We start from the raw sequence: 25014 nt of genomic DNA, 5'->3' as shown, positions 1-25014 counted from the left end.
GCGCGAGCACGCTCTGGCTGAGGCTCAGCAGCGTGGTGCCGAGGTCGGAGTCCAGAGCCGCGAGCTGCGGAGCTGGGCGCTGCCACAGGCTCCGTGCGTCTGCAAGATGCCTTCACCGACACCTTACCGGGCGGGGGGTGAGCTCGGGCGGGCTCGGTGGCACCGGCGGTATTGAGCCAGGATGCCCAAGCATCGCCCGTCTACCTGTCCCGCTAGCGGAGCTGGTCGCTGCTCAGTCTCCGTCGAGGAGCATGATCTCCTCTCGTGACACGATCTCCATTCGATCGCGGCGAATCAGCGTGCGGAAGGCGTTGCGAATTCCCCGATCAATCTTCCCGTTGCCACGAATCCGCATGTACTCGAGGCCGAGGTTGTCTCGCGCCCAAGCAGCGGCGATGCGCACGGCGTCGTGGCGGGTCGCGGCTTCACCACTGGGCAGCGCACGCTCCACGACCTCGAGCCAGTCTTCGCGAGAGTAGTCCTCGGCGGAGTCGAGTAACGCCCGGACTTCCCCACGCCGAGGGCGGTCGAAGTAGCCCGTACGCACCCCCATCTCGATCGCATCCAAGACGGCAGTATAGACCCGGCCGTGGGTGCGTAGACGCTGATAAGAGAGGCGGCCTGCATCTCGCAGCCCCTCTGCGGCGGCGCGAATGGCCTCGGACTTGGTGAGTGCCCCGTGGAAGAGCAGCTGTTGTGCGACGAGGATCGCGCGTTCTTCCAGGCTCTCGAGCTCGAAAAAGCCCGGCTCGGACGAGGAGTCGTCCAACTCGTCGAGTTCATCGTCAGCATCAACGCTCGGGTAAGCTTGAATGGCGTCTGGCGACAGTCCGGCTTCGACCTCGTCGGCCTCGACCTCGATCTCGACCTCCTCGACCTGCCCTCCGCTGTTGCGCATGATGACCGGAGCGCTCGCAAGGCTCCCGTCCTCGTCCTCCACGAGGATGATGATGAGCCTGACCTTCGTTCCGAGGCTCTGCTCCTCCGCGATCCTTCGTGTGGTCTCCAGGAGCTCGACAGTGGTCCCGAAGACGTGGACACTGGCGCCCCGTCCAAGGCTCTCGGAGATGCGGTTCCCGACGTTCTTTTGGTCGACGATCCGCTTGGTCGGTGCGTGACCACCGATCCCCTCGAGCAGGCTGTTGATCTGAGCGCCAACGGTCTCAACAACCTGTAGTTCGCCGAGCGGAAGAGCGGCGACGGTCTCGACGATATGATTCTCGATGTCGGCCGGGAGTTCGGCTCCGAGGTGTTCTTCCAGCTCGAGTTCCACGAAGCTCGCCGCCGGAAACATCGGGCTGAGGGTGGAGACGAGCGGAGCCTCGGCGAGGCCAGCGATCGTGTCGACGGCCCAGCCTTCATCGTGGCTTGTACACAGCAGGGCGGTCGTCTCGGGACACAGATGCAGCCGGCTGTTCAGCGCGGCGATGACCTCGGCCTCGTCGCCAGAGTGGAGCAAGAGCGCGAGCTCCGGTCGCGGGCGGAGCCCCTCTCCAATCCGGTTGCGATAGTTCTTGGGACTTGCAAGGCGCTTGATGGCGACTCGACTGGACGGGATCCCCAGCTGGAATCCGAGCCACACCTTGAGTTGGTCAAAGCGGAATGGCCCGCTGGAATCGACATCGATTCGGGCAAGGATCCTCGACAGCTGCCGGTTGAGGTCTGACTGCGCGTCGGCGTCGTCGTCGTCGCCGTCCAACTCCACGGCCCCGCCGGGTTCGGGGGCCGCGAGCACCTCGGTGACCGCACTTTGGATTTCGCCGACCGACGCAGGCCGCTCCGGGGCCGCGTAGTCGATCTTTCTGTCGCGGGTGATCGCAACAGCGCTGGCGGTGACGAGGTCCCAGAGGCTGCGCTCGAGTTCGGCCTGCGTGAGCGACTCGAAGGACGCGAAGGACGCGAGCCGAAGAAAGCGCTTCATCGCGTCGCGCATGAGCTCGAAGCGTGCGAAGGCGGGTCCAGCCTCGTGGAACGTCACCACGATGCGCGCGAAGGTAGCGGCGACCCGGCGATTGACCATGGCACGAACGCGACGCGCAAAGCCGACCATTTCGTCGACGCCGAGTTCGAGCAGCAGAGCGTAGGGGTCATCCGGAGAGTCCTCCTCTCGCAGGAGGTGAGCGGCCCACCAGCAACGACCAAGGGCGTTGTCAATGCCTCGGTCTTTGCCGAGGAAGTTCGCGTGACTCGTATCGGCACCGGGAACACGCCAGCGCACGACATCGGGGACGAGCACGCAAGCAAGAAAGCTCCACACGCCGTCGCGACAGGCCTCGCTCGGACTGAGCCCGCTGTCTTCGTGGAGCACGCGCCCGAGGTGGCCATCGAAGTGGTCTCGCGCTCCCTTCACCCGTGGACTGGGGTAGCCGCAGTCGCGGGCGAGCGCGCGGATCGAGCCGGCGAGTTTGTCGAGATTGGAGGCTTGCACACGCATGCCCCCGGTCGGGGCATAGGTCGCGTTTGGGTGGGTGTTATCGGCGACCGCGCGCGCAGCCTCGACGGTCATGGTCGCACGTTCTCCGGCGAGGGTGGCCGCGAGCGCATGGGGGAGGCGTGGGTAGAGGAGAATCATTTGCTACCGTACATTCGCAAGCTGGCCTGGAGCAGAGTCTCGAACTGGGTCCGCGAACGAACGACGAGAGCCCGCAGGGTAGTGATGTTGTGATAGGGAAAGTGAACCTCGATCATACGGCGAACGGTAGCCCCCAGCGTACCCTCGCCGTAGTGCCCAGAATTCTCGACGAAATCGTCGTTGGTTAGCGCGCCTTCGACGAGCTGCCTCGCGATGTCGAAGTGGATCGTGTCCCACAGCAGCTTGGCGGCATCCGAGGGTGGGCTCTCGCGTAACAATGGGGCGGTCACGCGATGACTCTGGTTGAGCAAGAGCTTGACGCCTCCGAGGGTCGAGCACTCGAGTTCCTGGGGATCCCAATCGAGGGCCCAAGCGGCGTCGTCGCTGTAGACGCTCGAGCGAAAGTCCGCCCACTCCATCGGGAAGCGGGACTTCTGCCCCTCGAGCACGAGCTCCTGCTCGAAGGCCCACAGGATCGAACCTGGGATCTTGGCAGCGATCCGTGAACTGCCAGGCCCGGCCTCCACGAGCACGAGGCGGCTCTCGAGACGGACGCTGCGGGCGAGGCTCGGTCCCAAGAGCGAGAAGCTGGGGGTGACGACGAGTTCCTGCGCTGCGCTCTCATCGAGGACGACGTCGTGGGTATGCAGAACCTCGCGGGTTCGGGTGGCCTCGCAATGCCAGCCCGAGCAAAGGCGCAGTCGGCTCCCCCACTCGAGTCCGGTCTCTGCCCGCAACCTCGACGGCTCAATCCGCAGCTCCGTGTGGACGGGCAACTTGGCTGCCGAGTCCCAGTCGTCGAGTTGCTCGGTCAGGGGCTTGTCGGGGGCTTGGGGCTTACCTGCAATCCAGGCCGTGGCCGACACGGCTTGGCGCGCGACGACGAAGGGGAGGCTCGTGGACTTCACCTGCGCACCGCCTCGGCGTTGAGCTCGAGACCGACGACGCACTCGGCACCGCCCTCGACGCGGATCTCCCAGACCCCTTCCTCGTCCTCGCCTGCGATCACCGAGGAGGCGCGCTCGTGCGTGTGGCCGGTGGGGCCACGCCAGCGAGTCACGCGGGGCTGATCGGCGCCCTCGGGTGCATCTCGCTCCTCGGCGCCGCCAACAATCATGGTGAAGGCCCGGGCACACAGCTTCGTTCGGCGCCCGTCCTTGGGATGAGTGAGCTCGGCGCGGAACAGCCGGACGAGCGTGCCCTGCTCGTCGAGCAAGGTCACCTCGGGCTCGAGGATGATCTTGGGCCTGGCCTGGCGCCTGATCCGTTTGGGGGGGTCCTGCTCCCCGGTTGCGCCCGTGGAGTTCGATGGGTTCTCGGGCTGGGTCTGAGAGGCCGGCCACACACGAGGGCCGGTGGGCCCCCCAGCGTCGACCAGCAGGGGTCCGAGATGCTTCGAGAGGGCGGCCAGGGGTCGATCCTCGTCGGCTGCGTAGCTCGTTGACGCTGGCGCGACGAACTCGCGAGTCCTGGCATCGATACGGCGAAAGGTCGTACGTACGAAAGTCTTTGCCCGCCTGTCAGCGAGGTTCTCGGGCCGCCACTCGTCGTGGGTTGGCGGCTCGGATGCCGCGTAGACGCGATCCATCTCGTCGTTGGCGAGGAACACGCCAACGTACTCGACATAGTTGTTCGGGATCGGAGGGCCTGGGTGGTAAGTGATGACCAGCTCGGCGCGCCGCAGCAGCGCCACGTGGTGGCAGCGATCCATGAACTCGGGGAGCTCCGTTACTTCGCCGTAGTCGGTCTCGGGCCGCTCCTTGTAGACGATGCGCTGGAGACTGAGCAGCCCGAGGGTCTGCTTGGGTTTGCCGCACAACAAGGTGGTGACGTCGCTCGCGTCCTGCCCTCGCCCGCCCCGCTCCGCCTGACGAACGGTCTGCAAGGCCTTGACGAAGCCATTGAGGGGGTGGACCTTTGCCGGGCTGGGGATGGAGAGCTGCTCGCCATCGAGCAAGGTCTCAAAGCGCATGCGAGGCGCCTCCTCGTCCTCCCACGGGATCATCTTGGGCCAGAAATTCCACAGCATCTGAGCCTGGATGTAGGCCATGGCCTGGGCAGGAGTGCGCCCGCCGAGGCGTGGAGCGAGCAAGAGGATGGTCGTGCCCAGCTCCCCCGCGGGGGCGATCGGCATCCCGAGACGTTGCGCGAGCTTGTCAGCCTCGCGCCCGAGCAGAGGGTCAACCACACCGTCGGGCTCGCGCCGACCCCACCAGTGGCGTCCCGTGTAGCTCGTCCCCTCGACCTCGTAGTGGGGCGTCAGCGCTGACACCATGAAACGGCTCTGGAGTCGGCCACCGACGCGGCAGCGGGTGTGGACCAAGATCGTGTCGACTCGACTCGACAGGTACAGCGCGGCCTTTCCATAGCCGAAGGTGCCGCCGCCGCGGGACTTGTCCGGGGGCTGCCCGACATTGCGCAAGAAGTCGACGAAGTCGCGCACCTCGCCCGGACACGCAGGCGAGTCGGCTCGAGTCGGACCGCCGAGACCAGTGGTGCCGCGGTCGTAGAGCACCAGGGCTCGGAGCGCCTCGCTCTCGTGCGACCCCGATGAGGAAGCGGCGAGGAGCGAGGCGAGCTCCTGGCTCGGGTTGGTCGGCGTGTCAGCGAACACCTGCTCACGCAGGGCTCGGAGCTTGTCGTCGTCGAAGGCGTAGCACGAAGCACCAAAGGTCACGGTCTGCGCATCCTGCTGCTTGGCATCCCACGCGTTCTGGGCGGCTTCGCGGATGAGCACGGCGATGCGGTCGAGGCGAGGGCGCCCGAGCTGGTTGCGCATGCCCTCCGATGCGATGTTGCCAGTGGCGGTGAAGCGCTCGGCTTGAAGGTCGAGGGGTCTCATGGGGCGTCTCCGGCGAGAAATTGGCGTTGAAGAGCAGAGAGCTCGGTGTCCGACAGGACGCATGGCCCTGCGGCAGCGAGCTCAATCTCGTAGCGAAGGTTGTGGATACCAGGCGGAAGCGAGGGGGAGAAACTCGCGGGTGTGACGCGCGGAAAGCCCTCGCTGACGCGGTAGGCCGTACACGCGGCGACCCGCCAGCGGAGCTTGGCCACGTCTGCGAGGTCGGCCTCTTGCACACCAGCCTTGGCGAGCTGGTCGAGCAACCGCTCACGCTGCGCCCCCGCGTCGACGACGACATCAATCAGCCCCTCGACCGAAGTCCCCTTGGGATCCTCGACGAGAGAGAGGACGACGAGGCTCGAGAAGGGGTGCAGGCTGTCGTCGAGCTGGTCGATGCTGCTGATTGGCACCCGCCGCGCCGGGTTGCGCGCGGTCGTCTTGATCTCGAACGCCCCGTGAGCCGAGATGAAGTCCTGCGGGGCGTCATCGGGGCCGGTCCAGTAGTCCACGGCCGCCGCACTGTGCTGCGCGAGCTGGGCGAGGAACCACAGCTCGCCAAAGACACCTCGCAGGGCTGAGGGGGACAGAGGCTTGGATGCGCGGCGCAGGAGGGCGCGCCAGCTGGCGAGGATGCGGGCGCAGGTCGCCGCGACAGGCCCCTCGTCGGCGGTGAGGCCGTCGAGCATCGAAGCCGCGATCTGGTTGAACACCCGGTGCAGTCGCGGCTCGGGGCAGCGAATGTCGACGAAGTGGCGACGCTTGCCTTTGTCGCTGAAGCTGGTCTTGACCAGCTGGACGCCGCGGCTGTTGGTGTCTGGCGTCACGACCTCGTCGGCCGCGATGGGCACGAGGACGTGGCGGGTGCCCTCAGAGTCCTGAGACAGCAGCACGCTGCCGTGAGGGGTCTGGAGCTCGGGGATGTCGCGGGCCTGGTTGCCCGCGCTCAGATCCAAGGTGGCGAGAAAGTCCCAGGAGTCCTCGATCGTCCGCCGACGGCTGGAGCTCATGCGCTCTCCTCTTCTTCGTCGATGTACTCGTCTTCCTCATCGACCTCGATCTTCGACAGATCGACGGTGACGTACCTCTGCGGAGTCTGAACCTTCGCCGGGGGGAAGCACAGGGCGATGCCGAGGATGTCCTCGACCGCGTCGAGAGCGGCGCGAGCCTTCCCTTTGCCCTCGCCCTTGGTCCGCGTGCTCATCTCGCTCGAGGTCCTGGAGATCGGGATGATGACGAGCAGAGGGTTGTCTTCGACCGTACGCGAGCTCAATTTCTGACTACGCCGGTCCTCGTCGAGATCGAGGTTGTAGTAGCTCTGCGTTGCGATCGTACCGAGGTTGGCGAAGCTCTTGTCGGACTGCACCAGCTTGGACCGGCTTACCAAGTTGAGGGTGAGTCCTTCGCTGAGCGTGAGTTGGCCAAGCGCCTCGCTTGGAGTGCCCCTCTGCACGAGCGCGACGTTCCAGCGCGTCAGCGAGTTGTTGGCCCTCTGCGCCCGAATGTAGGCCCCAAGGGTGTTGGGCTGGAGCATCGGGTGGCTCTCGTGGACCTTGTAGTTGGCGAAGAACTCCAGGATTCGTTCGACCGGGACGTCACGATAGACGCGGTTCAGCCCGAGCATCCCGGGCTCGCCCGCGGCCTCGAGCAGATCACGCGCGGCTTGCTGGTTGGCTCGCAACCACTCGGCGTCCTTGTGCTTGAAGAAGCGGGTCTGCTTGGTCTGGTTGGCGTAGGAGACGTTGCAGTCTACTGCCGACCGCATCTTCAGTCGGGACGTGATCCCCAGTCCCGGATGCGTGCGGATGCGGACGCCAAAGTCCTTGGGGGTCAGAGATTCGGCGTCGTAGCGAGCGATGTCGTTGCGGATCTCCTGCTCGACCGTGGCGAGGAGGAAAAAGGCGCTCCGCAGCTCCTCGGTCATCCAGATGCGCGGGAGATCCTCGTAGCCCATGCGGTAGCCGAACCAGCGTCCCATCTGCAGCAAGGTGTCGTAGGCCGAGGCCGAGCGTACAAAGAAGCTGACGAGCAAGCCCTCGAGGGTCAGCCCACGGGACAGCGTGTTGCCACCGACGGCGATCTGGATCTTGGCGTCCTTTCCAAACGCGAGACGGGACAGGCTCTGGGCGTTCTCGACGACGACTTCCGTCTCGGAGGCCACGTCGACGAGGAGCGGCCGAAGGTCTTCGAAGTCGTGCGTGGGGTTACCCCAAGACGAAGCGGGGACGCACGGAGCCTCGTCCACCCATAGGTCACGGAGCCGGCCGATGAGGCTCTTCTTGTCCTTCTTCAGCGAGCGCAGGCGGTCGTGGCAGTACTCTTCGACCTTGGCAGCGATGCTCTCGTGGGGATCGGCGTAGAGGGTGGTGTGGATGAGCATGGAGGCGTGGCTCTCGGAGCCACGCAGGCGCCGCGCCGCGCACGCGAGGAGGAAGTAGTCGAGGGCCTGCTCGAGCGAGGGCGAGATCTCGGCCTCGAAGCTCAGGCGGTCCTTGGCCGACTTCGGGCGGAGGAAGTCGATCTCGTCATCGGGGACGACACGGATCATGTCGAGGCCCTCCCGTTCGCTGCTGTCCGCGTCCTCGTCGAGCGGTTCGCGCCCGAACAAGGTCTCGGCCCCGAAGTAGGCCGCAGACTGCGGGAGCGAAGCGATGAAGCTCGACGGGTAGAGGTCGTCGCCCGAAGGGTCGACGAGGACGTTGGCGAAAGGAGTCGCCGTATAGCCGACGTAGGCGACCTTGGGCAGCAGGTCGATGATCTCGAGGACGCGGCGATTGATGACAGTGCGACTGTTCGGATCACGCGAGGCGTTGAGGCCGGCCTGATCAGCCTCGTCATCGATGATCAGCACGGGGCAGCCAGCGAGCACGGAGCTCTCGCCGGCCTTCAACCACTTCAAGAGGCGGGCGAGGACATGGGCGTTCTTCTTGACGACGCAAAGGATCCTGAGATTGGTGCTATCGGACAAAAAGACGTTGGTATTGCCGCCAGCGGAAGGGCGAAAGTCCTCCTCGAGCGAGGTCAGCGTGGCCCACTGGTTCTTGTTGAGCGCGACGAGTTCGTTCCGTAGGCGCTGTTCCGTCTGGCGCCGGAGGCTGTTGTGAACCCCCGCGAGGACGATGAACAGACGGTATCCGACGTCGGCGGCTTTGGCGATGAGCGCCGTGTAGTTCGCGGTCTTCCCGCTTTGCACATAGCCGACGACGAGGCCCCGAGTGTCGACCGAGCCGAGACCGGGGGGCTGCATCAGCGAGAGGATCTTCGTCGTCGCGTCATCGATGGCCTTGACCGTTTCGTCGGGCCATCCTTTTCTTTCGCGGATGTATTTCTCGAGCGCCGGCCAGAAGCGGTCGCCCTCGCTCGGCCCGGCATACCAGCCGTGGACCCTGCCATCGGAGAACGTGATGGGGTCCTCCAGAACTCGGATGAGCCCGACCTTCTGCTCGTAGCGGGCGTAGACGGTCTTGGCGACCTCGTCGCCAAACATGCTGCGGAACATGTCGTACGCAGCTTTGGGTGTTTGACCTCCACGGATCATGGAGGTGAACGCGGTGTACTGGGTGTCCTCGGTCATCGCGCTGGAGGGTAGCAGGATCCCCGCTTGAGCGGGGTCCAAAGCCTCGTCCTTTGTAGCCCCAGCCGGCGTTGGACCACTTGCGGCCTCGCCATCGGCGCGCTCGCGTACAGCAGCACCGGCCCTGGACCACGGTGCGTAGCCGCCTACACAGGTGATGGGAGACAATTTGAGTGGAGGAAATAGCCACTGGCCGCTACTTGGCCGCCGTCGCTCGCATCCTCTCTATATGGACGTCGAGCGCATCGAGAAATCCAGGCTCAAAATTTAGTTTCGCCGCGTCAGTCCGCAAGCGGAAACCCGCAGTCGCACGCAACGAGAGGGGAACCGTAGGGTATTTCAGGAACTCCGCCAGATGCTTGTACGAATGATGCACCGGCCAGTTCGACAGATCGACCGCAAATGCTTCGCTACCGTAGCCCCAGCCTGCCGACGGCCATCGCCGTCCCTTGGCGATGGGGCGCTCGTCGAAGTTGGGCTTCTTTGGGTGCTTCAGCCGCCGCCCCACCCACTTCGCCACCGGTACGCTGACTGCATTTCCGACCATCTTCCATCGCGCCGCGAGCGTCTTGCGGGCTGTGGGGCCCTCATGTTTGGTCCACCCCACGGGAAATCCCTGGAGCCGCTCCGCATCACGAATGTCGGGGGTCACAATCGACCCGTCGGGCATCCAGATAGCGGGTGGTGACGGAATTCCGATCGATGAGCCTCCCTTGAGCGGAGGCACTGCGTCGACCCCCCAGCCGAGACCACGTCGCCCCTCCGTCCAGTAGAAACCGTACGCGACCCCATCCTCCGAGAATTCGCGTGGTCCTGCCTCATCGGCGAACAACACATGCCGCGGATCACAGCTCTTGGATGCCAGGAAGATGACTCGCTTGCGCCGTTGCGGCAGACCGAAGGCCCGCGTGTCCACAACTCGGTAGGCCCACACCCACCCCAAGTTTGCGAGCGTCTCGGTCAGATAGGCCATCGCCTGCCCACCGTCGAGTTGGAGCATGAACGGAACGTTCTCGAACAGGACCCAGGTGGGCGTCGGGCAAAGTTCCTCGAGCAGTCGAACCATGTGGTCGACAAGCCCCGATCGGCTACCGCCGATACCCTTTGTTCGACCCGCCTGGCTGAGATCCTGGCAAGGGAAGCCACCAGCGAGCAGGTCAATCTCGGGGACAACGCTCGCGGTCAAGTCTCCAACGTTGCCATGCGGCGTGAGTCCAAAGTGCCGCTCGAGGACCATCGACGCCGCCGGCTCGATCTCGCAGAGGAGCTCCGTCTGATGCCCAGCCTGATGCAAGCCGCGCTCGATCCCACCGATACCCGCGAACAACCCGGCCACGCGAAGGGAGTTAGGCCAGGCGACCTCGAGCGGCGAGCCGGGCGGCGTCTCGAGCCGAAGCGGAAGTTGAGGGGCGCTGCGGAGCATCGGTCTGAATATAGACGAGGATGGGCGGAGCACCTGCCTGATGGTAAGCCAAGAAGGCCACAGAACACTGTCCAACGCAGTTTTCACGTTTCTCTACCGGGCGTAGCGGCCTGATTGCGAGCCACAGACCGCGCAGATCACGCAAGAGAGATCTCTCCTTCCTCGCGGTACACCTCGTGCGAGAGCCTCGCTGGCACGGCCTCCGCGCATGGCCAAGAAGTACGCAAAGCCCAAGCCACTGAGCACCTCGGTCCGCGATGGCTTCACCCTCGAGGTCGATCCCGAGACCTCCCGCCGCATGGCCGGGATCCGCCAAAAGGGCACCAAGCCCGAGCTGATCGTGCGCCGTATCCTCCGCCGACTCGGCATCCACTACCGCCTCGCCAACCGCGACCTCCCGGGCAGCCCCGACCTCGCCAACCGGCGGCGCAAGTGGGCCCTCTTCGTCCACGGCTGCTTCTGGCACCGACACCCGGGCTGTCGACTCACGACCACCCCGACGCGCAACCGAGAGTTCTGGTTGGCGAAGTTCGAGCGCAACCAAGAACGTGATCGACAGCGCGCCGCCGAGCTGCGCGAGCGCGGCATCGAGGTCGTCACGGTGTGGGAGTGCGAGACACGCGACCCCGAGACGCTCGCCACCAGGCTGCTCTCCGAGCTCGGCCAACGCTAGCGAAGCGCAATGATGTTGGCCGCTGTAGAGGATGGCGAGGATCCGCGAGGACCCGCGGGAATCCGAGCTCGACCAACGCTGGAGAAGCACGGTGATACTGACCGCATCCGGCTCGCCGGGGTTGGCGGTCTGGTCGGGCCGTAACCCCTCCGGCTCGCCGAGAGCCGGCCGGAGCCCGACACGTAACCCCTTTGGCTCGCCGGGAGCGGCGCGGAGCCCGAGCCGTAACCCCTTTGGCTCGCCGGGAGCGGCGCGGAGCCCGAGCCGTAACCCCTTTGGCTCGCCGGGAGCCGCGCGGAGCCCGAGCCGGAGCCCCTTTGGCTCGCCGGGAGCCGCGCGGAGCCCGAGCCGGAGCCCCTTTGGCTCGCCGAGAGCCGCCCGAAGCCCAAGCCGGAGCCCCTCCCGCTCGCCGGAAGCCGCCCGAAGCCCAAGCCGTACCCCCTCCGGCTCGCCGGAAGCCGCCCGAAGCCCGAGCCGGAGCCCCTCCGGCTCGCCGAGAGCCGCCCGAAGCCTGGACGCTCACCGTTTTGGCTCGCCGAGAGCCGAGCGCAGCCCCGGCCGCACCGAATCTGGCTCGCCGCGAGCCCAGCTCAGCCTCAGACGCGCCAAAACCGTGCCGCCGCGGCTACCGACCGGCCCTCGGCGAACCAAAACCGTCCCGCCGCGGCTACCGACCAGCCCTCGGCGAACCAAAACCGTCCCGCCGCGGCTACCGACCAGCCCTCGGCGAACCAAAACCGTCCCGCCGCGGCTACCGCGACACATCGCTCACCGCCCAACTGCGCCCGTCTGCCCCCTCGCTGATAGAGTGCCAGCCATGGCGGTCAAGCTCGACCCCGCAGAGCTACGCAGAGGCAACCCCGCCGTCGTCGCAGCGTTCGAGGCCATCCTTCGCAGGCGCATTCGCGCCTTCTTCCGCAAGCAGAGCCAGGTCAACGTCCTGACCAACACGGCTCTGATGGAGCTCCTCGATAAACTCGCCCGCGGGGAGCAGCCATCCCGACCGCTCTACAGGGCCCTCAACGCGGCCAACAACGTCGTGCGACGCGAATTGACCCGCCTGCGCAGGGTCGTCGTCAGCTTCGATTCACAACTCCACAGCCACACCGCGACCCCCGACGCGTCCCTCGGGGCACGTGAAGAGCTCGAGCGGATCGATACCCTGCTCGAAGAGGTCGACGAGGTGCCACGGCAGATCCTCGCCGCGGCCGCGAGGGGTCACACCCACGTCGAGATCGCGGCCGAGTTCGGGATCAGTCCGGGCGCAGCTCGGGCATCTCTGTCACGACTTCGGGCCCAGCTGCGGGGTGAGCTCGCGTCTCGCGACCAGCTCGACAAGCTGCGGCGTCTTGCACGCGAGGCCGGTCTAATCCCGAACATGGCCAGCTCGGGCGAGCTGGCACGGCCGGAGTCGTCGAGCTCGTAGCGCAGGGAGTTCAGCAGCCGAGCGATCGGCCAAACACCTTTGGCAGGCCGAGACCCGAGTTGTTACCGACTTTCTCGATCTCTTTGAGGATGCGCGGCCCTGATACCATCCCGGTCCCGTGACCACCGCCCGTGAGGACTCCGAAGAGCATCTGCAGGTGTTCCCCGTGGATCGCTTCCGGGAAGTGAAGCTGATCGGCGAAGGCCGAAACGCGACCGTCTTCTCCGCATTCGACCGCGACCTTCGCCGCCGGGTCGCCCTCAAGCTCGCGGCCCAGGACGGCCTCCTGATCGCCTTGGACCGTGAGAGACTCGATGAGCTCGGCATCGAAGAGGGCTTCACGGCCCTTGTCGAGGAGACCCGCGCCGCCCAAGGCCGCTACACGCTCCTGCGTGAGGCCCGGCTCCTCGCCCGCATCGACCACCCAAATGTGGTGCCTGTGATCGACGTCGGTCGCCTCGACGACGGCTCGATCGCGGTCGTGATGCCGCTGCTAATGGGTGGCTCGCTCGCCGACCAAGCGCTCGGCGAACGCTGGCGGGACGTACTCGGCGTCGCCCTGCAGATCGGCGACGGGCTCGCGGCGATCCATGAAGCCGGCATCCTCCATCGGGACCTCAAGCCCAGCAACGTGCTGTTCGATGACCACGGGCGGCCTCGGATCGCCGACCTCGGGCTCGCCTGTGATCTCGACGACGCCGAGGCGATGGCCGAGCGGGCGGGTACCGGCTACTACATGGCCCCCGAGCTGCTCCGCGGCCGATCGAGCGACCGACGCGACGATCTCTACGCGTACTGCATGCTCGTGTTCGAGATGTTCTACGGGCACTCGCCCTTCGCGTCGATCGAGCACAGGTTCAAGGGCGCGGTCTCCGACATCCGACGACCGGGCGGCATGTCGGCGGAGCTGCGCGAGGTCTTGGTCCGGGGCCTACACCCCGACCCCGACGCGCGCTGGCCGGACATGCCCACGCTGCTCGCCGCGATGCGACACACGACGAGGTCGCGGCGCGCGTGGGTGTACGTCGCAACCACGGTCGCGGCTGCGCTGGCGATCGCTGCGCTCGCGTCGATGCCCACGGCCGAGGCCAACGCGTGTGAGGAGGTGACCGAGGAGCTCGCGCAGATCTGGAACGACGACACCCAGGCGGAGCTCGAGCTCGCCCTCGGCACCCGCGTGGCCGGCGACAACCTGCAAAGCTGGACGAGTCGTTGGGTCACGGTTCGCGCCAACGAGTGCGACGCCGCCAGGCGCGACGGTCGAGAGACCACGCCCTCGCCCTGCATGGCCCAGATGCGTGATCGTCTGCGCGCGACCGCCAACGCCTTCCAGACGCCGCACACGAACGACAATTTGAGCTTCGCGGCGGTGATCGCCGAGCTCCCCCCACCGGAACACTGCATCGCGCACCCAGACGACGGCGACTGGGCACCCGGCGACCTCCGCGACATGGACGTCGAAGTCAGCGCCCTCGTGTTGATGGGCGATCTCGACGGAGCGCGGGCGCGGGAGCGCGACTACATGGAGCTCGCGCGCGAGCAGTCGTCGGACTACGGGCGCTCTCGGGCGCTCTTCTGGCGCGCGGAGATCCATCGGCGCGAGGGTGAACTCGACCAGGCTGAGGTCGAGTTCGAGCGGGTCTACCAGAACGCGCAACGCCTCGGCGCGCCGGTGCTCGGCGCGGAGGCGATGATGAAGCTAGCTGCGATCGCAGGCGCGCGCGGGAACATCGAGGCCATGGATGTGCACGCCTTCGCGGCCTGGGCTGTGTTCGAGGAGCGCGAGCCCAACCGCGTCGCGGAGATGTTGCAGATCCAGGGTCTCGCGCTGATGTCCGGATCGAGCGCGGCACAGGAGCGAGGCCTCGAGCTGCTGAACACGGCGATCGAGCAGCGCGAGCGCCAGGTGCGGCGCTACGGCGGGACCCACGAGCTGCTCAGCCAGGCCCACGAGAGCTACGCTCGGGGGCTCCTGGCTGTCGGGCGCAACGTCGAGGCGCTCGAGTACCTCGACCGAGCCCTGGCGGTTCACCAGGCCGAGTTTGGCCACGGTACTTGGCGGGTCAGCAGGATCCAGCGGCAGCAGTTTCTCGGGCTGCTCGGTCTGGGCCGAGTCCGAGAGGCCGAAGTCGTCGCGTATTCCCTCATCCGCTACCACATCGACCGCGAAGACTGGCGGCGTCTGGTCGCCGACGTCAAGTGGCTCGCCGAGGAGTACGCGACGGCCGAACAACCTCACCACGCCACGCAAGTCCTCAGGCTGGGGCTCGACGCCATCTCCCAAGCCGGCGTCGACGATGGCCGACGCGAACTCGAGTCTCAGCTGCGTCGAGTGCAGCAGTAGACGAGGCGGGGTGACGCCCCGCCCCGTCTCGCCCAGCTATCAATCGAAACAGCTGACCGTCCCGTCGGGGTTCGACTGGCCGCTGCTGCACCAATAGATGTCGTCGAGCTCGCAGTCGTTGGAGCCGAGGACGTGGGGCCAGCACACGCCCTCGTAGCAGCACATCGCCTCTTCGAGGGGCTGGGACTCGAAGGTCGGCGAACACGAGAACATCTCGCAGTAGTCCGGGACTTCAAAGTAACAGCTGACCGCGCCGTCGGCCCGGGCCTCCCCGAGGTAGCAGTAATAGGAGTCACCCCTACATGACGAGCTCGCGGCGACGCACGAAGACTCGTCACAGCAAACATCCCCGTCGTAGACTGGCGCTCCGTCTGGGCGAGGCTCGCACCTCAGCGGGACTCCGGTCGCAGTATCGACGATGTCGCACAGATCGGCGCTCGTGTCGGTCCTGAGCGGGGTGATGGTGGTGATGAACGAGAGCAGTAGCTCGAGTGTGATGGACATGGTGGTTCTCCTGCCCGCGTGTTCGCGAGCAGAAGAAGCGTCGCACTCTCGCCGCCGCCGCGCTCAGCCTCCGCTGCCCCGGCAGCCCAAGCTGTGCTCGCAGACTCCGACCCTGCGGTGACAAGGGCGAGGAGCGCTTCCAACTCGCGCCCCCCGCCCCGCCAGGAGCTCAGGGCAGCTCGTCCGCGCCGACGTCGGGCGCGCCGTCGCGCGCGTCGCCGTCGTAGTCCGTCGGCGCCCAGTCGACCCCGCCCCGCTCGGATCCCCGGCGTCGACCGCCGCCGAGCCCTCGACCAGGTGCAGATCCCCGCCCGCGGCGTCGACGAAGTGCTTCGCAATCAATCGAAACAGCTGACCGTCCCGTCGGGGTTCGACTGGCCGCTCCAGCACCAATAAATGTCGTCGAGCTCGCAGTCGTTGGAGCCGAGGACGTGGGGCCAGCACACGCCCTCGTAGCAACACATTGGCTCTTCGAGGGGCAGGGACTCGAAGGACAGCGGACACGAGAACATCTCGCAGTAGTCCGGGACTTCAAAGTAACAGCTGACGGCGCCGTCGGCCCGGGCCTCCCCGAGGTAGCAGTAATAGGAGTCACCCCTACATGACGAGCTCGCGGCGACGCACGAAGACTCGTCACAGCAAACATCCCCGTCGTAGACTGGCGCTCCGTCTGAGCGAGGCTCGCACCTCAGCGGGACTCCGGTCGCAGTATCGACGATGTCGCACAGGTCGGCGCTCGTGTCGGTCCTGAGCGGGGTGATGGTGGTGATGAACGAGAGCAGTAGCTCGAGTGTGATGGACATGGTGGTTCTCCTGCCCGCGTGTTCGCGAGCAGAAGAAGCGTCGCACTCTCGCCGCCGCCGCGCTCAGCCACCGCTGCCCCGACAGCCCAAGCTGTGCTCGCAGACTCCGGCCCTGCGGTGACAAGGGCGAGGAGCGCTTCCAAATCGCGCCCCCCGCCCCGCCAGGAGCTCAGGGCAGCTCGTCCGCGCCGACGTCGGGCGCGCCGTCGCGCGCGTCGCCGTCGTAGTCCGTCGGCGCCCAGTCGACCCCGCTCGGATCCCCGGCGTCGACCGCCGCCGAGCCCTCGACCAGGTGCAGATCCCCGCCCGCGGCGTCGACGAAGTGCTCGAGGCCCTGATCCTCGAGGTTCCCGACGAGGCTGGCCTGGCCGCCGTCGCGCATGACGATCCCGTGGGTGGTCAGGTTGTTGACGATCGTCGCGTCGGTGTTCGGGAAGCGGTACTCCATCGCCACGAAGGGCGGCTGCAGCGAGGCGACGGTGTTGTGGGCGACGACGGTCCCGCAGGCCTGCTCGAGCGCGACGCCAGAGTCAAAGCCCGACTGCGACGCGAACAGCTCCGGGCGCCCGGCGAAGATCATGTTGTCGCGGATGACCCCGTCGACGTGGCCGAGGTAGTCGGCGCCCGGGCAGGGGTCGTCGTCGTAGACCCGCTGCTTGCCGTTGCCGTTTTGGCCGAGGCCAAAGCCGACCCCGCGCGCGCAGTCGACGATCGTGTTGCGCTCGACGACCGTGTCGCGCCCGGTGATCCAAAAGTGCACCGCGTGCTCCGAGAGCCCCACGTCGCACCAAAAGCCCTCGAAGTAGTTGTCACGCACGACCCAGCCCCGGGCCGAGTGGGCGTCGACGCCCCCGGTGTAGCAGTTTTGAACCTGCGCGCGGCCAGCGTCGGTCATGACCACCGACGAGCAGGCGACGGTGCCATAGTCCGAGAAGTAGCCCGCGCCCGAGGCGTTGATCTTGATCGCCTGCTCGCCGGGGTCGATCACGGCGACGTCATAGATCATCGTGTTCTCAGTGTTGGCCTGATCCCCGCCGGTCACGTGGATCGGGTGCCAAGTGGCCCGCTGCAGGGTCATGTGGGCGATCGTGGTGTCCGAGGCCGTGACCAGGAAGATCTCGCCGATGCCGTAGTCGGCGTCGAGGATCACGGCGTCGCGGTCGTTGCTGGCCCCGACGAAGCGCAGGCCCGGAGTCCGCACCTGGATCTGGCTACCGCCCGACAGATCGTAGGTGCCGTCGGCGAACATGAAGGTGGTGTTGGGCTCGGCCTCGGCGACCATCTGCGGGAGCGCGCCAGCGTCGGCCGGCGCGACCATGACGATCGGGGCCTCAGGCGGCGGCTCACCGATCGGCCCGCAGTCCATGTCGCCGTCTCCGGTGTCGCCGTCTCCGGTGTCGCCGTCTCCGGTGTCGCCGTCTCCGGTGTCGCCGTCGCCCGGGTCGCCGTCTCCGTCGCCCGGGTCTCCGTCTCCGTCGCCCGGGTCTCCGTCTCCGTCTCCGTCGCCGTATCCGGTCTCGCTCGCCCCCTCGCCGTCAGTGGCAGAGGAGTCGCCGCAGGCGATCGGCGAGAGGATCAGGCAGGTACCGAAAAGCAGCCGCAAGCTGTTCGTCATCGCGCGAAGCTATCACGCCTCACTCACGCCTCGCTGGGCTCGTCGTCGGCGAGCGCGGGCCGCTCGATGACCCCGGCCTCGGCGAGCTCGTCGAGATCCTCGGCCGCGAACCCGAGCAGTTGCCGCAGCACCGCGTCGGTGTGCTCGCCGATCGCCGGCCCGATCCAGCGCGTGCGCCCGGGCGTGTGCGACAGCTTCGGGACAATCGCGGGGATCTCGAGCTTGGCTCCGTCGGGCAGCTCGACCGACTCGAACATCTCGCGGGCGAGGAACTGCGGATCTGCGGCGATGTCGGCGATGCTCTGGATCGGTCCGGCCGCGACCTGGGCGGCGTCGAGCTCACGCAGCGCCTGCTCGGGCGAGCGCATGGCCGTGAACCCCGCGATGAGCTCGTCGAGCATCGCCTCGTGTTCCACGCGCCCGTCGTTGTGGCGCAAGCGAGGATCTTCGGCGAGATCCTCGCGGCCGATCACTCGCATCAGGCGCTGGAACATCGAGTCGGAGTTGGCCCCGATCGCAACCCAGCGATCTTCACCCCCGGGCCCCGGGCTGCACGGGTAGGTGCCGGTCGGGACGATGCCCTCGAGCTTGCTCCCGGCGCGCTGGCGGACGTGGCCGAACAAGCTGTACTCGGGCAGCAGCGACTCGAGCATGTTGAACACGCTCTCGCTCAGGGCCACGTCGACGAGCTGACCCACGCCGGTCCCGCGCCTGCGCGGACCGCCGTCCCGGGCCTGCACGGCCGCGAGCGCGCCAAAGGCCGCGTGGAGGCCCGAGACCGTGTCGCCGAGGCTGACCCCGGCCCGGACCGGAGGCCGCCCGGGCTCGCCGCTGAGGAAGCGCAGGCCGCCGACCGCCTCGGCGATGTTGGCGAACCCGGGCTGGGCCGCGCGCGGGCCGGTCTGACCGTAGCCAGAGATCGAGACCATGATCAGCCGCCGATCGAGGGCGCGCAGATCGTCCCAGCCGAGGCCCCACTCCTGCATGCGGCCCGGGCGAAAGTTCTCGATCAGCACGTCGACCTCGCCGGTCGCTACCATGTTGCGGATCAGCCAGCGGCCCTGCTCGGTCCGCAGATCGATCGCAACCGACTTCTTGTTGCGCGCCATCGACCGCCACCACAGCGAGGTCCCGTCGTGGAGCTTTCGCCACTTTCGCAGGGGATCGCCAGCGCCCGGGGGCTCGACCTTGATGACCTCGGCGCCGAAGCCCGCGAGCATCGCTCCGGCGAAGGGGCCGGCGATCAGCTGCCCGAGCTCGAGCACGCGGAGTCCGGCGAGGGCGTGGTCGCTTGTCACCTTTGGGGCTCCCCTGCTCTTCTAGTCGTCGGCGTGGACGTGGGCGTGCAGCGTCTCGAGCCGGCCCTCGAGCTTGCGCAGCTTGTCGCGCAGCTCGTCGAGCTCCTTCTCGGCCGCGCGCAGGCGCGGCTCCTCGGACTTGCGCAGGTTTGCGATCGCGCGATCGATGCGGACCTGCTCTTGGTGGGTGAGCGTGTCGCGGAAGGCCTCGAGCGCGCCGATCGCCTGCTTGGCCCGGGCCGCCTCGAGCCCCTGGACCGCGCCGAGCTGGACCCGGGGCGCGCGGTCGCGGAGCAGATCGACGAGGCGCTCGATCGCCCGCTCGCGGGGCCGCTTGTCGAGGCGCCGGGCGAGCAGACCGAGGGCGTAGGCCGCGGTCGGGCGCGCGCGATCGGAGGTCGCCCCCGGCACAGTCCGGGCGATGAGCAGCTCGAGGGCCCGCGGATCGCGGGTCGCGGCCAGGGCTCGGAGGGCGCCGGACTGCTCGAAGCCGTTGTAGCTGTCGCGCGCGGCCGCGTCGGCGATCAGGTCGAAGGGCGCCTGCTCCCGCTGGGCGCCGAGGACCTCCCAGGCGGCCATCGACGCCCGGTGCGGGAGCCCCCGCTCGAAGCGTTGGACGACCGCGGCCGCGAGCCCCGGATCGCGCAGGCCCACGCACGCCCGCAGCAGGCCCTCGAGCACCCGATGATCCTGCTCCTCGTCGATCGCGGCGACCAGCTGCTCGAGCGCCGCGGTCGAGCCCGCGCGACCGAGGGCCTGGCCCCACTCGAGGCGCACGCCCCAAAACGGCTCCGTGGCCCAGAGCTCGCCGATCTTGACCAGCGCGCGACGCTTGCCTTTGTTGATCAGCTCGCGCCCGGCGAGGATCCGCCCGAGCACGTCGGGGGCCTCGAGCTGGGCCTCGAGCTTGTCGGTGCCCGGATCGAAGTCGAGCTTGTGGAGGACCTCGAAGTCGGGGTCGACCCGGACCATGTCGGGCTCGCTGTCGATCTCGAACGTGAAGCTGTGGCGCTCGCGCTCGATCTCGACCCGGCGGGTGGTCGTCTCGCCGTCGACGGTCCACCCGAGCGTGAGCGGGAACGAGAACAACCCGACCTTGCAGCCCTCGTCTTGACTCTGGCCCTCGCTGGCCTCGACCTGGGTCTGCCTGATCGTGAAGGTCCCGCGGCCGTGCTCGTCGTCCCAGTCGAAGTCGGCCTCGAGCATCGGGTAGCCCGCGCCGTGGATCCACTGATCGAAGAACTTGCCGAGCGAGCGCCCGCTGACCCGCTCCATGACCCGGCGAAAGTCGTCGGTCTCGACGACCTGGCCCGCGAACTCCTTCAGGTAGGCCCGCGCGCCCTCCCAGAAGGTCTCGTCGCCGAGCATGCAGCGCAGGGTGTGCAGCCGCGCGGCCCCGCCCGGGTAGATGTGCATGTCGTACATCTCGAACGAGTTGTGAAACTCGCGCATGACGATCGGACGCTTGTAGCGGCCGTCGGCCTCGCGGAAGTAGGCCTGGGCGTTGAGCCACAGCTCGTAGAGCTGCTCGTCGCGGCCGAGCGCGTCCTCGAACCAGCAGACCTCCATGTAGGTCGCCCAGCTCTCCTTGAGCCACGCGTGGGCGTAGTCGCGGCAGACCACGAGGTCGCCGAACCAGCTGTGGGCCATCTCGTGGACGTTGATCTGATCGATGAGCCGACCCCACTCGCCCGCGAGGACCTCGTCGAGCAAGAACTGGTCGTCCCAGCTGACCAGCGAGATGTTCTCCATCGCCCCGCCGAAGTGTGGGAGCGCGAACTGGTAGTACTTGGGGAAGGGAAAGGGCGTGCCGAGCTTGTCGACCATCCAGCGCATCATGTCGGCGGTCCCGCCGAAGCTGCGCGCGAGGTGGTCGACGCTGTGGTCCTTGCTCGCGTAGTAGGCCAGCGACACGCCGCTGCCGTCACCGATGTGATCGCCGTCGTCGCACTCGACGAAGTCGCCGATCGCAAAGCAGGTCAGGTAGCTCGGGCACGGGTGATCGAGGGTCCAGTGCGCGGTCTTGGTCCCGTCGCCGTGGGCCTCTTCGGACGCGAGCACGCCGTTGGCGAGGATCGTGAGCTCCTCGTCGGCGCGCAGGTGGAAGCTCAGGGTCGGGCGCACCGAGGGCAGATCGATCGTCGGGAGCCAGTGGCGCGCGCGCTCGGTCTCGTGGTCGGTCGCGGCGAAGCGGGGCGCCCCCGAACCGGAACCCGAACCCGAACCCGAGCCCGAGCCCGAGCCCGAACCCGAGAAAAACAGGCCCGAGATCGGGTTGACCACGCGGTAGCGGATCGCCAGCTTCCGCGTCGCGCCGCGCGGGGCCCCCTCGATCCAGCTCACGTTGATGCGCTCGCCGTCGTAGCGCCAGCCGAACTCGTGGCCGTCGAGATCCTCGAGCCCGAGGATCTCGAAGTCCAGCGCGTGGAGCTCGAGGCGCGCGGCCCCGGCTCGGCGCCACTCGAGCGTGTGGGTCACGACCCCGGCGGCGCTGCGCTGGTCGAGATCGATGCGCAGATCGATGTCGAGGTGGACCGGCTCGATCTCGAGATCCGGGGGGTAGTGGGCCTGGGCACCGGGCAGCGTGAAGATCGACGCCCGCCGGTGGTGCGCCCAGACAAAGCGATGGTTCGAGTCGTCGGCGATGGTCACGGCGGCGCGCTCGGGCTCAGCTCAGGTTCAGGACCGTGGCCGCGAGCACGGCGACCCCGAAGCCGGTCGCGCGGTCCTTGCGAAAGGCCGGGCCCGCGAGATCCACGTGGCCCCAGCGCACGTCGGCGCCGTCGAGGTGGTTGTAGACGAACTGCGCGGCGCAGGCCGACTGCGCGTTCATCCGATTGCGCACGGAGTTGCACATGTCGGCGACCTGGCTCGAGAACTCCTGCTTGTAGAGCTCGGGCGCGAAGGGCAGCGGGTGCAAGAGATCTCCGCTGTGGTGACCGGCGGCGATCATCGTTTGCTCGAGCTCGGCGTCGTTGGTCACGACCGCGCCGTGGACGACCCCCGTGGAGATCATCTGGGCGCCGGTCAGGGTCGCGGCGTCGAAGATCGTGTCGGCCTCGAGCTCGCGCGCGGCGAAGCTGACGCCATCGGCCAGCAGCAGCCGGCCCTCGGCGTCGGTGTTGTTGATCTCGACGGTCTTGCCCGAGTGCATCGTGAGGATGTCGTCGGGCTTGTAGGACGCCGGCCCGATCGCGTTCTCGGCCATGCACAGGACCAGGCTGACGCGATGGCGGCAGCGGGCGGCGACCAGGACCCGAAACGCGCCGAGCGTGGCCGCGGCCCCGCCCATGTCGCACTTCATGCCCTCCATGCCGCCGCGCGGCTTGAGGTGGAGGCCGCCGGTGTCGTAGGTCACGCCCTTGCCGACCAGGGCGACGTGGCGCTGGTCTTCGGCGTCCTCGCTCGAGCCTGCGGGGGTGTAGCTGGCCACGAACAGCCGCGGAGCCGAGAGCGCGGCCCGGCCGACGGCGTGAATGCCCCCCAGCCCGCGCTCGGCCAGCTCGTCGCCGACGATCTCCTCGATCTCGACATCCGTGCCCTCGAGCAGCTCACGCGCCCGGTTGGCGAAGGCCTCGGGGTGGAGCTCGCTCGGCGGCGTGTCGACGAGCTCGGCGCTGTCGCGCACGGCCGCGACGGTCCCGGTCACCCCGGACTCGGGCTTGATGACCGCGCCCTTGCGGTCGACCGCCAGGAGCTGGACCCGCCGCGACTTGGCCTTGCTCTTGCCGCTGAACTGCGGAAAGCAGCGGCCAATGGCGATCGCCTGGGCCAGGATGTGGCTCGGATCGTCGACCACGAGGATGATCGCGAGCTTGCCCTTTCCGGCCGCGAGCCCGCCCATGGCCCGCCGAACGCACTCTGCACGGCTGGCGGCGTTGTAGCGCGACACGCTGTCGGGCAGCACGCCGACGCCGAGCTTGGCGGGCTCGCCCCCCGTCAGCGTCGTCGCGGATGCGCCCAGATCCCCGGCCTCGACGGTCTTGGCCAGCTCGACCGTCAACGCGTCGAGCTTCTTGCCCAGGAGCTTGGGGAAGCGCCGCTTGTTGAACACGGCCGCCGCACCGACCACCGCGATGGTCTTGGCACCCTTGAGTAGAGTCTTGGTTGAGGAAGCAAAGCCGATCGACGACACCGCGGCGAGTATGCCCAAAAATGAGCGCTGTGGGCAGTCGGTCCGGGGATTTTTATGCCACGCGCGATTGAGCTCGACCCTCGAGCATTGACAACGGGCTGTCCCGACCGGGATCCTCGCTCTGAGCTGGCCCTTCGCGCTCGCTCCCCTTCTCTCCTCGCTGGCCATGACAACTCTGCTCCGTCGCCTGTCCCTCCCCTACGTCACCTTCGGACTCACGACGTTGCTGTCGCTGACGGCTTCGGCGTCCGGCGGCGCCCCCGCCGACGCCCCCGCCGATGAAGACAGCGACGAGGTCGACGCCCCCGCCGACGCGGGCGCGCTCGCGGCCAGCGACGAGAAGTCGGCCCCGCCCGAGGACGATGCGGTCCCCGAGCCGAAGCTTCAGCCCGAGCCGACCGAAGCCGAGGGCCCGGCCGGGGCCCCGACAGAGGGCGCAGACCAGCCGCCGCCCGACGAAGTCGAGGGGAGCCAGAGCCAGAGCCCGAGCGGCATCGGTGACAAGCACAGCCTCGTCTACACGAGCCTGCTCGCCCCGCGCATCAACCCCCTCGGCCTCGAGGAGCGGCTGTGGCTCGGCTACCAGTACCGGCTCTACAACAAGGACAAGGCGATCCTCAACGGCAGCAACATCGGCATCATGTTCCGGCCGATCGTCAGCCCCGCGATCGCCCTGATCGGCGCGACCTTCCAGTTCCAGCCGGCCGCCGTGTTTCGGTTCCGCGCGAGCTACAGCTTCGTGCAGTGGTTCGGGACCTTCCAATACATGCAGTCGTACAAGTCGCCCCACGACGACTACTCCGAGACCCGGCTCGGCGCCCAGGCCGACGCCGGCGAGAACTACGTGACCAACGGCCACCAGGTCGAGCTCGAGGCCCTCGTCCAGGCCAAGGTCAAGAACCTCGCCATCCGCAGCGCGACCTTTGCCATCTACAACCACTACGATCTGCGCGGCGAGGACGACGTGTTCTACGCCGTCCGCTACGACATCCTCGCGCCCGGGCAGGGCTGGATGCTCAGCAACGACAGCGACGTGCTCTGGCTGCAGCCGCTGAAGGGCCCCCGCAACGCCACCTTCATCGCCGGGGCCCGAGCCTCCACGCTCATGCCCTTCTTCAAAGAAGAGGTCTACGAAGAGGGCGACGAGATCGACAACCCCGTCGGCCCCCAGTTTCGCCTCGGCCCGGTCCTCGGCTACACCTTCTTCGACCGGCCGCAACGCAACCCGCGCTTCAACAAGCCCACGCTGCTGGTGATCCCGGGCTGGAACATCAAGCACCGCTGGCGCACGGGTCGCGACGTGAACACGGCCTTCCCCACGGTGGTCCTCGCCTTCGTCTTCTCAGGTAAGCTCTGGGGCAAGGACTAGGGGGCTATTTTTGACCCCCACAGCCGTCAGCGACTCTGCCACGCACGGCCGCAAGCGGCCGGTCGCTCGGTCGCTGCGCTCCCTCCCTCGGTGGGCTGGGGTGAGCTTCGCTGTCGCCTGCGTGGCCCCCTAAAAGGGGGCTGGCTCCTTTAGACCCCCACAGGCGTCAGCGACTCTGCCACGCACGGCCGCAAGCGGCCGGTCGCTCGGTCGCTGCGCTCCCTCCCTCGGTGGGCTGGGTATGAGCTTCGCTGTCGCCTGCGTGGCCCCCTAAAGGGGGCTGGTTCCTTTAGACCCCCACAGGCGTCAGCAACTCTGCCACGCACGGCCGCAAGCGGCCGGTCGCTCGGTCGCTGCGCTCCCTCCCTCGGTGGGCTGGGGTGAGCTTCGCTGTCGCCTGCGTGGCCCCCTAAAAGGGGGCTGGCTCCTTTAGACCCCC

The 25014-nt window shown here is 67.6% G+C and carries 16 protein-coding genes; 4 read left to right on the top strand and 12 right to left on the bottom strand.

What is annotated here, in order from left to right; genetic code table 11:
* Positions 1 to 232: 232 nt before the first annotated feature.
* The 6 genes from ENSA5_RS22575 to ENSA5_RS22550 all read right to left on the bottom strand — a co-directional run bounded on the left by ENSA5_RS22575 (position 233) and on the right by ENSA5_RS22550 (position 10408).
* Positions 233 to 2572: a DUF6339 family protein gene (locus ENSA5_RS22575; protein ID WP_146155997.1), complete on the bottom strand. Its 2340-nt coding sequence runs from the start codon at positions 2570 to 2572 to the stop codon at positions 233 to 235.
* A complete protein-coding gene (locus ENSA5_RS22570; protein WP_106393759.1) occupies positions 2569 to 3480 on the bottom strand; it encodes a hypothetical protein in 912 nt (303 codons plus the stop codon). The genes ENSA5_RS22575 and ENSA5_RS22570 overlap by 4 nt, the downstream gene beginning before the upstream one ends.
* Entirely contained in the window at positions 3477 to 5414 is a 1938-nt protein-coding gene (locus ENSA5_RS22565; RefSeq protein ID WP_106393758.1) for a hypothetical protein, read from the bottom strand. Before ENSA5_RS22565 ends, ENSA5_RS22570 begins: the two co-directional genes overlap by 4 nt.
* Positions 5411 to 6421: a PD-(D/E)XK motif protein gene (locus tag ENSA5_RS22560; protein WP_106393757.1), complete on the bottom strand. Its 1011-nt coding sequence runs from the start codon at positions 6419 to 6421 to the stop codon at positions 5411 to 5413. The genes ENSA5_RS22565 and ENSA5_RS22560 overlap by 4 nt, the downstream gene beginning before the upstream one ends.
* Positions 6418 to 8985, bottom strand: coding sequence for a Z1 domain-containing protein (locus ENSA5_RS22555; RefSeq protein WP_106393756.1), 2568 nt, complete (start codon positions 8983 to 8985; stop codon positions 6418 to 6420). The genes ENSA5_RS22560 and ENSA5_RS22555 overlap by 4 nt, the downstream gene beginning before the upstream one ends.
* Positions 8986 to 9181: 196 nt before the next feature.
* Positions 9182 to 10408, bottom strand: coding sequence for a DNA cytosine methyltransferase (locus ENSA5_RS22550; RefSeq protein WP_106393755.1), 1227 nt, complete (start codon positions 10406 to 10408; stop codon positions 9182 to 9184).
* Positions 10409 to 10616: 208 nt separating this feature from the next.
* Here ENSA5_RS22550 and ENSA5_RS22545 point away from each other — a divergent pair, with 208 nt between their 5' ends.
* From ENSA5_RS22545 to ENSA5_RS22535, 3 genes are all read left to right on the top strand, one after another.
* Positions 10617 to 11081, top strand: a complete 465-nt coding sequence (locus ENSA5_RS22545) for a very short patch repair endonuclease (RefSeq protein WP_219906833.1) — start codon at positions 10617 to 10619, stop codon at positions 11079 to 11081.
* 817 nt (positions 11082 to 11898) lie between these two features.
* Positions 11899 to 12507 carry an RNA polymerase sigma factor gene (locus ENSA5_RS22540; RefSeq protein ID WP_106393754.1) on the top strand — a complete coding sequence of 203 codons (609 nt, stop codon included), beginning with the start codon at positions 11899 to 11901 and terminating at the stop codon, positions 12505 to 12507.
* Positions 12508 to 12625: 118 nt separating this feature from the next.
* Positions 12626 to 14851 carry a serine/threonine-protein kinase gene (locus ENSA5_RS22535; RefSeq protein ID WP_106393753.1) on the top strand — a complete coding sequence of 742 codons (2226 nt, stop codon included), beginning with the start codon at positions 12626 to 12628 and terminating at the stop codon, positions 14849 to 14851.
* Between the two features lie 39 nt (positions 14852 to 14890).
* Here ENSA5_RS22535 and ENSA5_RS22530 read toward each other — a convergent pair whose 3' ends face one another.
* The 6 genes from ENSA5_RS22530 to ENSA5_RS22500 all read right to left on the bottom strand — a co-directional run bounded on the left by ENSA5_RS22530 (position 14891) and on the right by ENSA5_RS22500 (position 23206).
* On the bottom strand, positions 14891 to 15355 hold the full coding sequence (locus tag ENSA5_RS22530; protein WP_106393752.1) for a hypothetical protein: 465 nt from the start codon (positions 15353 to 15355) through the stop codon (positions 14891 to 14893).
* Between the two features lie 338 nt (positions 15356 to 15693).
* Positions 15694 to 16158 (bottom strand): hypothetical protein, encoded by a 465-nt coding sequence (locus tag ENSA5_RS22525; RefSeq protein WP_106393751.1) that lies wholly within the window; start codon positions 16156 to 16158, stop codon positions 15694 to 15696.
* A 169-nt stretch (positions 16159 to 16327) separates the two neighbouring features.
* Positions 16328 to 17773 (bottom strand): right-handed parallel beta-helix repeat-containing protein, encoded by a 1446-nt coding sequence (locus ENSA5_RS22520; RefSeq protein WP_181198037.1) that lies wholly within the window; start codon positions 17771 to 17773, stop codon positions 16328 to 16330.
* 23 nt (positions 17774 to 17796) lie between these two features.
* Positions 17797 to 19071, bottom strand: a complete 1275-nt coding sequence (locus ENSA5_RS22510; protein ID WP_258182974.1) for a CaiB/BaiF CoA transferase family protein — start codon at positions 19069 to 19071, stop codon at positions 17797 to 17799.
* Positions 19072 to 19092: 21 nt separating this feature from the next.
* Positions 19093 to 21723: a M1 family aminopeptidase gene (locus tag ENSA5_RS22505; RefSeq protein ID WP_106393747.1), complete on the bottom strand. Its 2631-nt coding sequence runs from the start codon at positions 21721 to 21723 to the stop codon at positions 19093 to 19095.
* A gap of 16 nt (positions 21724 to 21739) precedes the next feature.
* Entirely contained in the window at positions 21740 to 23206 is a 1467-nt protein-coding gene (locus tag ENSA5_RS22500) for a M17 family metallopeptidase (RefSeq protein ID WP_258182973.1), read from the bottom strand.
* A gap of 166 nt (positions 23207 to 23372) precedes the next feature.
* On the opposite strand from ENSA5_RS22500, the gene ENSA5_RS22495 reads away from it, so the two are divergent.
* Positions 23373 to 24575, top strand: a complete 1203-nt coding sequence (locus ENSA5_RS22495; protein WP_106393746.1) for a hypothetical protein — start codon at positions 23373 to 23375, stop codon at positions 24573 to 24575.
* The last annotated feature ends 439 nt before the right edge of the window (positions 24576 to 25014 follow it).

The sequence above is a fragment of the Enhygromyxa salina genome (assembly GCF_002994615.1).
Classification (GTDB): Bacteria; Myxococcota_A; Polyangia; order Nannocystales; family Nannocystaceae; genus Plesiocystis; species Plesiocystis salina_A.
This window is presented reverse-complemented; position numbering and strand designations above follow the sequence as displayed.

Excerpts from the sequence above, each read along its gene's own strand:
- ENSA5_RS22495 (WP_106393746.1), top strand. The coding sequence starts at position 23,373 with ATGACAACTCTGCTCCGTCGCCTGTCCCTCCCCTACGTCACCTTCGGA.
- ENSA5_RS22565 (WP_106393758.1), bottom strand. The coding sequence starts at position 5,414 with ATGAGACCCCTCGACCTTCAAGCCGAGCGCTTCACCGCCACTGGCAAC.
- ENSA5_RS22575 (WP_146155997.1), bottom strand. The coding sequence starts at position 2,572 with ATGATTCTCCTCTACCCACGCCTCCCCCATGCGCTCGCGGCCACCCTC.
- ENSA5_RS22560 (WP_106393757.1), bottom strand. The coding sequence starts at position 6,421 with ATGAGCTCCAGCCGTCGGCGGACGATCGAGGACTCCTGGGACTTTCTC.
- ENSA5_RS22555 (WP_106393756.1), bottom strand. The coding sequence starts at position 8,985 with ATGACCGAGGACACCCAGTACACCGCGTTCACCTCCATGATCCGTGGA.
- ENSA5_RS22540 (WP_106393754.1), top strand. The coding sequence starts at position 11,899 with ATGGCGGTCAAGCTCGACCCCGCAGAGCTACGCAGAGGCAACCCCGCC.
- ENSA5_RS22525 (WP_106393751.1), bottom strand. The coding sequence starts at position 16,158 with ATGTCCATCACACTCGAGCTACTGCTCTCGTTCATCACCACCATCACC.
- ENSA5_RS22545 (WP_219906833.1), top strand. The coding sequence starts at position 10,617 with ATGGCCAAGAAGTACGCAAAGCCCAAGCCACTGAGCACCTCGGTCCGC.
- ENSA5_RS22550 (WP_106393755.1), bottom strand. The coding sequence starts at position 10,408 with ATGCTCCGCAGCGCCCCTCAACTTCCGCTTCGGCTCGAGACGCCGCCC.
- ENSA5_RS22520 (WP_181198037.1), bottom strand. The coding sequence starts at position 17,773 with ATGACGAACAGCTTGCGGCTGCTTTTCGGTACCTGCCTGATCCTCTCG.
- ENSA5_RS22530 (WP_106393752.1), bottom strand. The coding sequence starts at position 15,355 with ATGTCCATCACACTCGAGCTACTGCTCTCGTTCATCACCACCATCACC.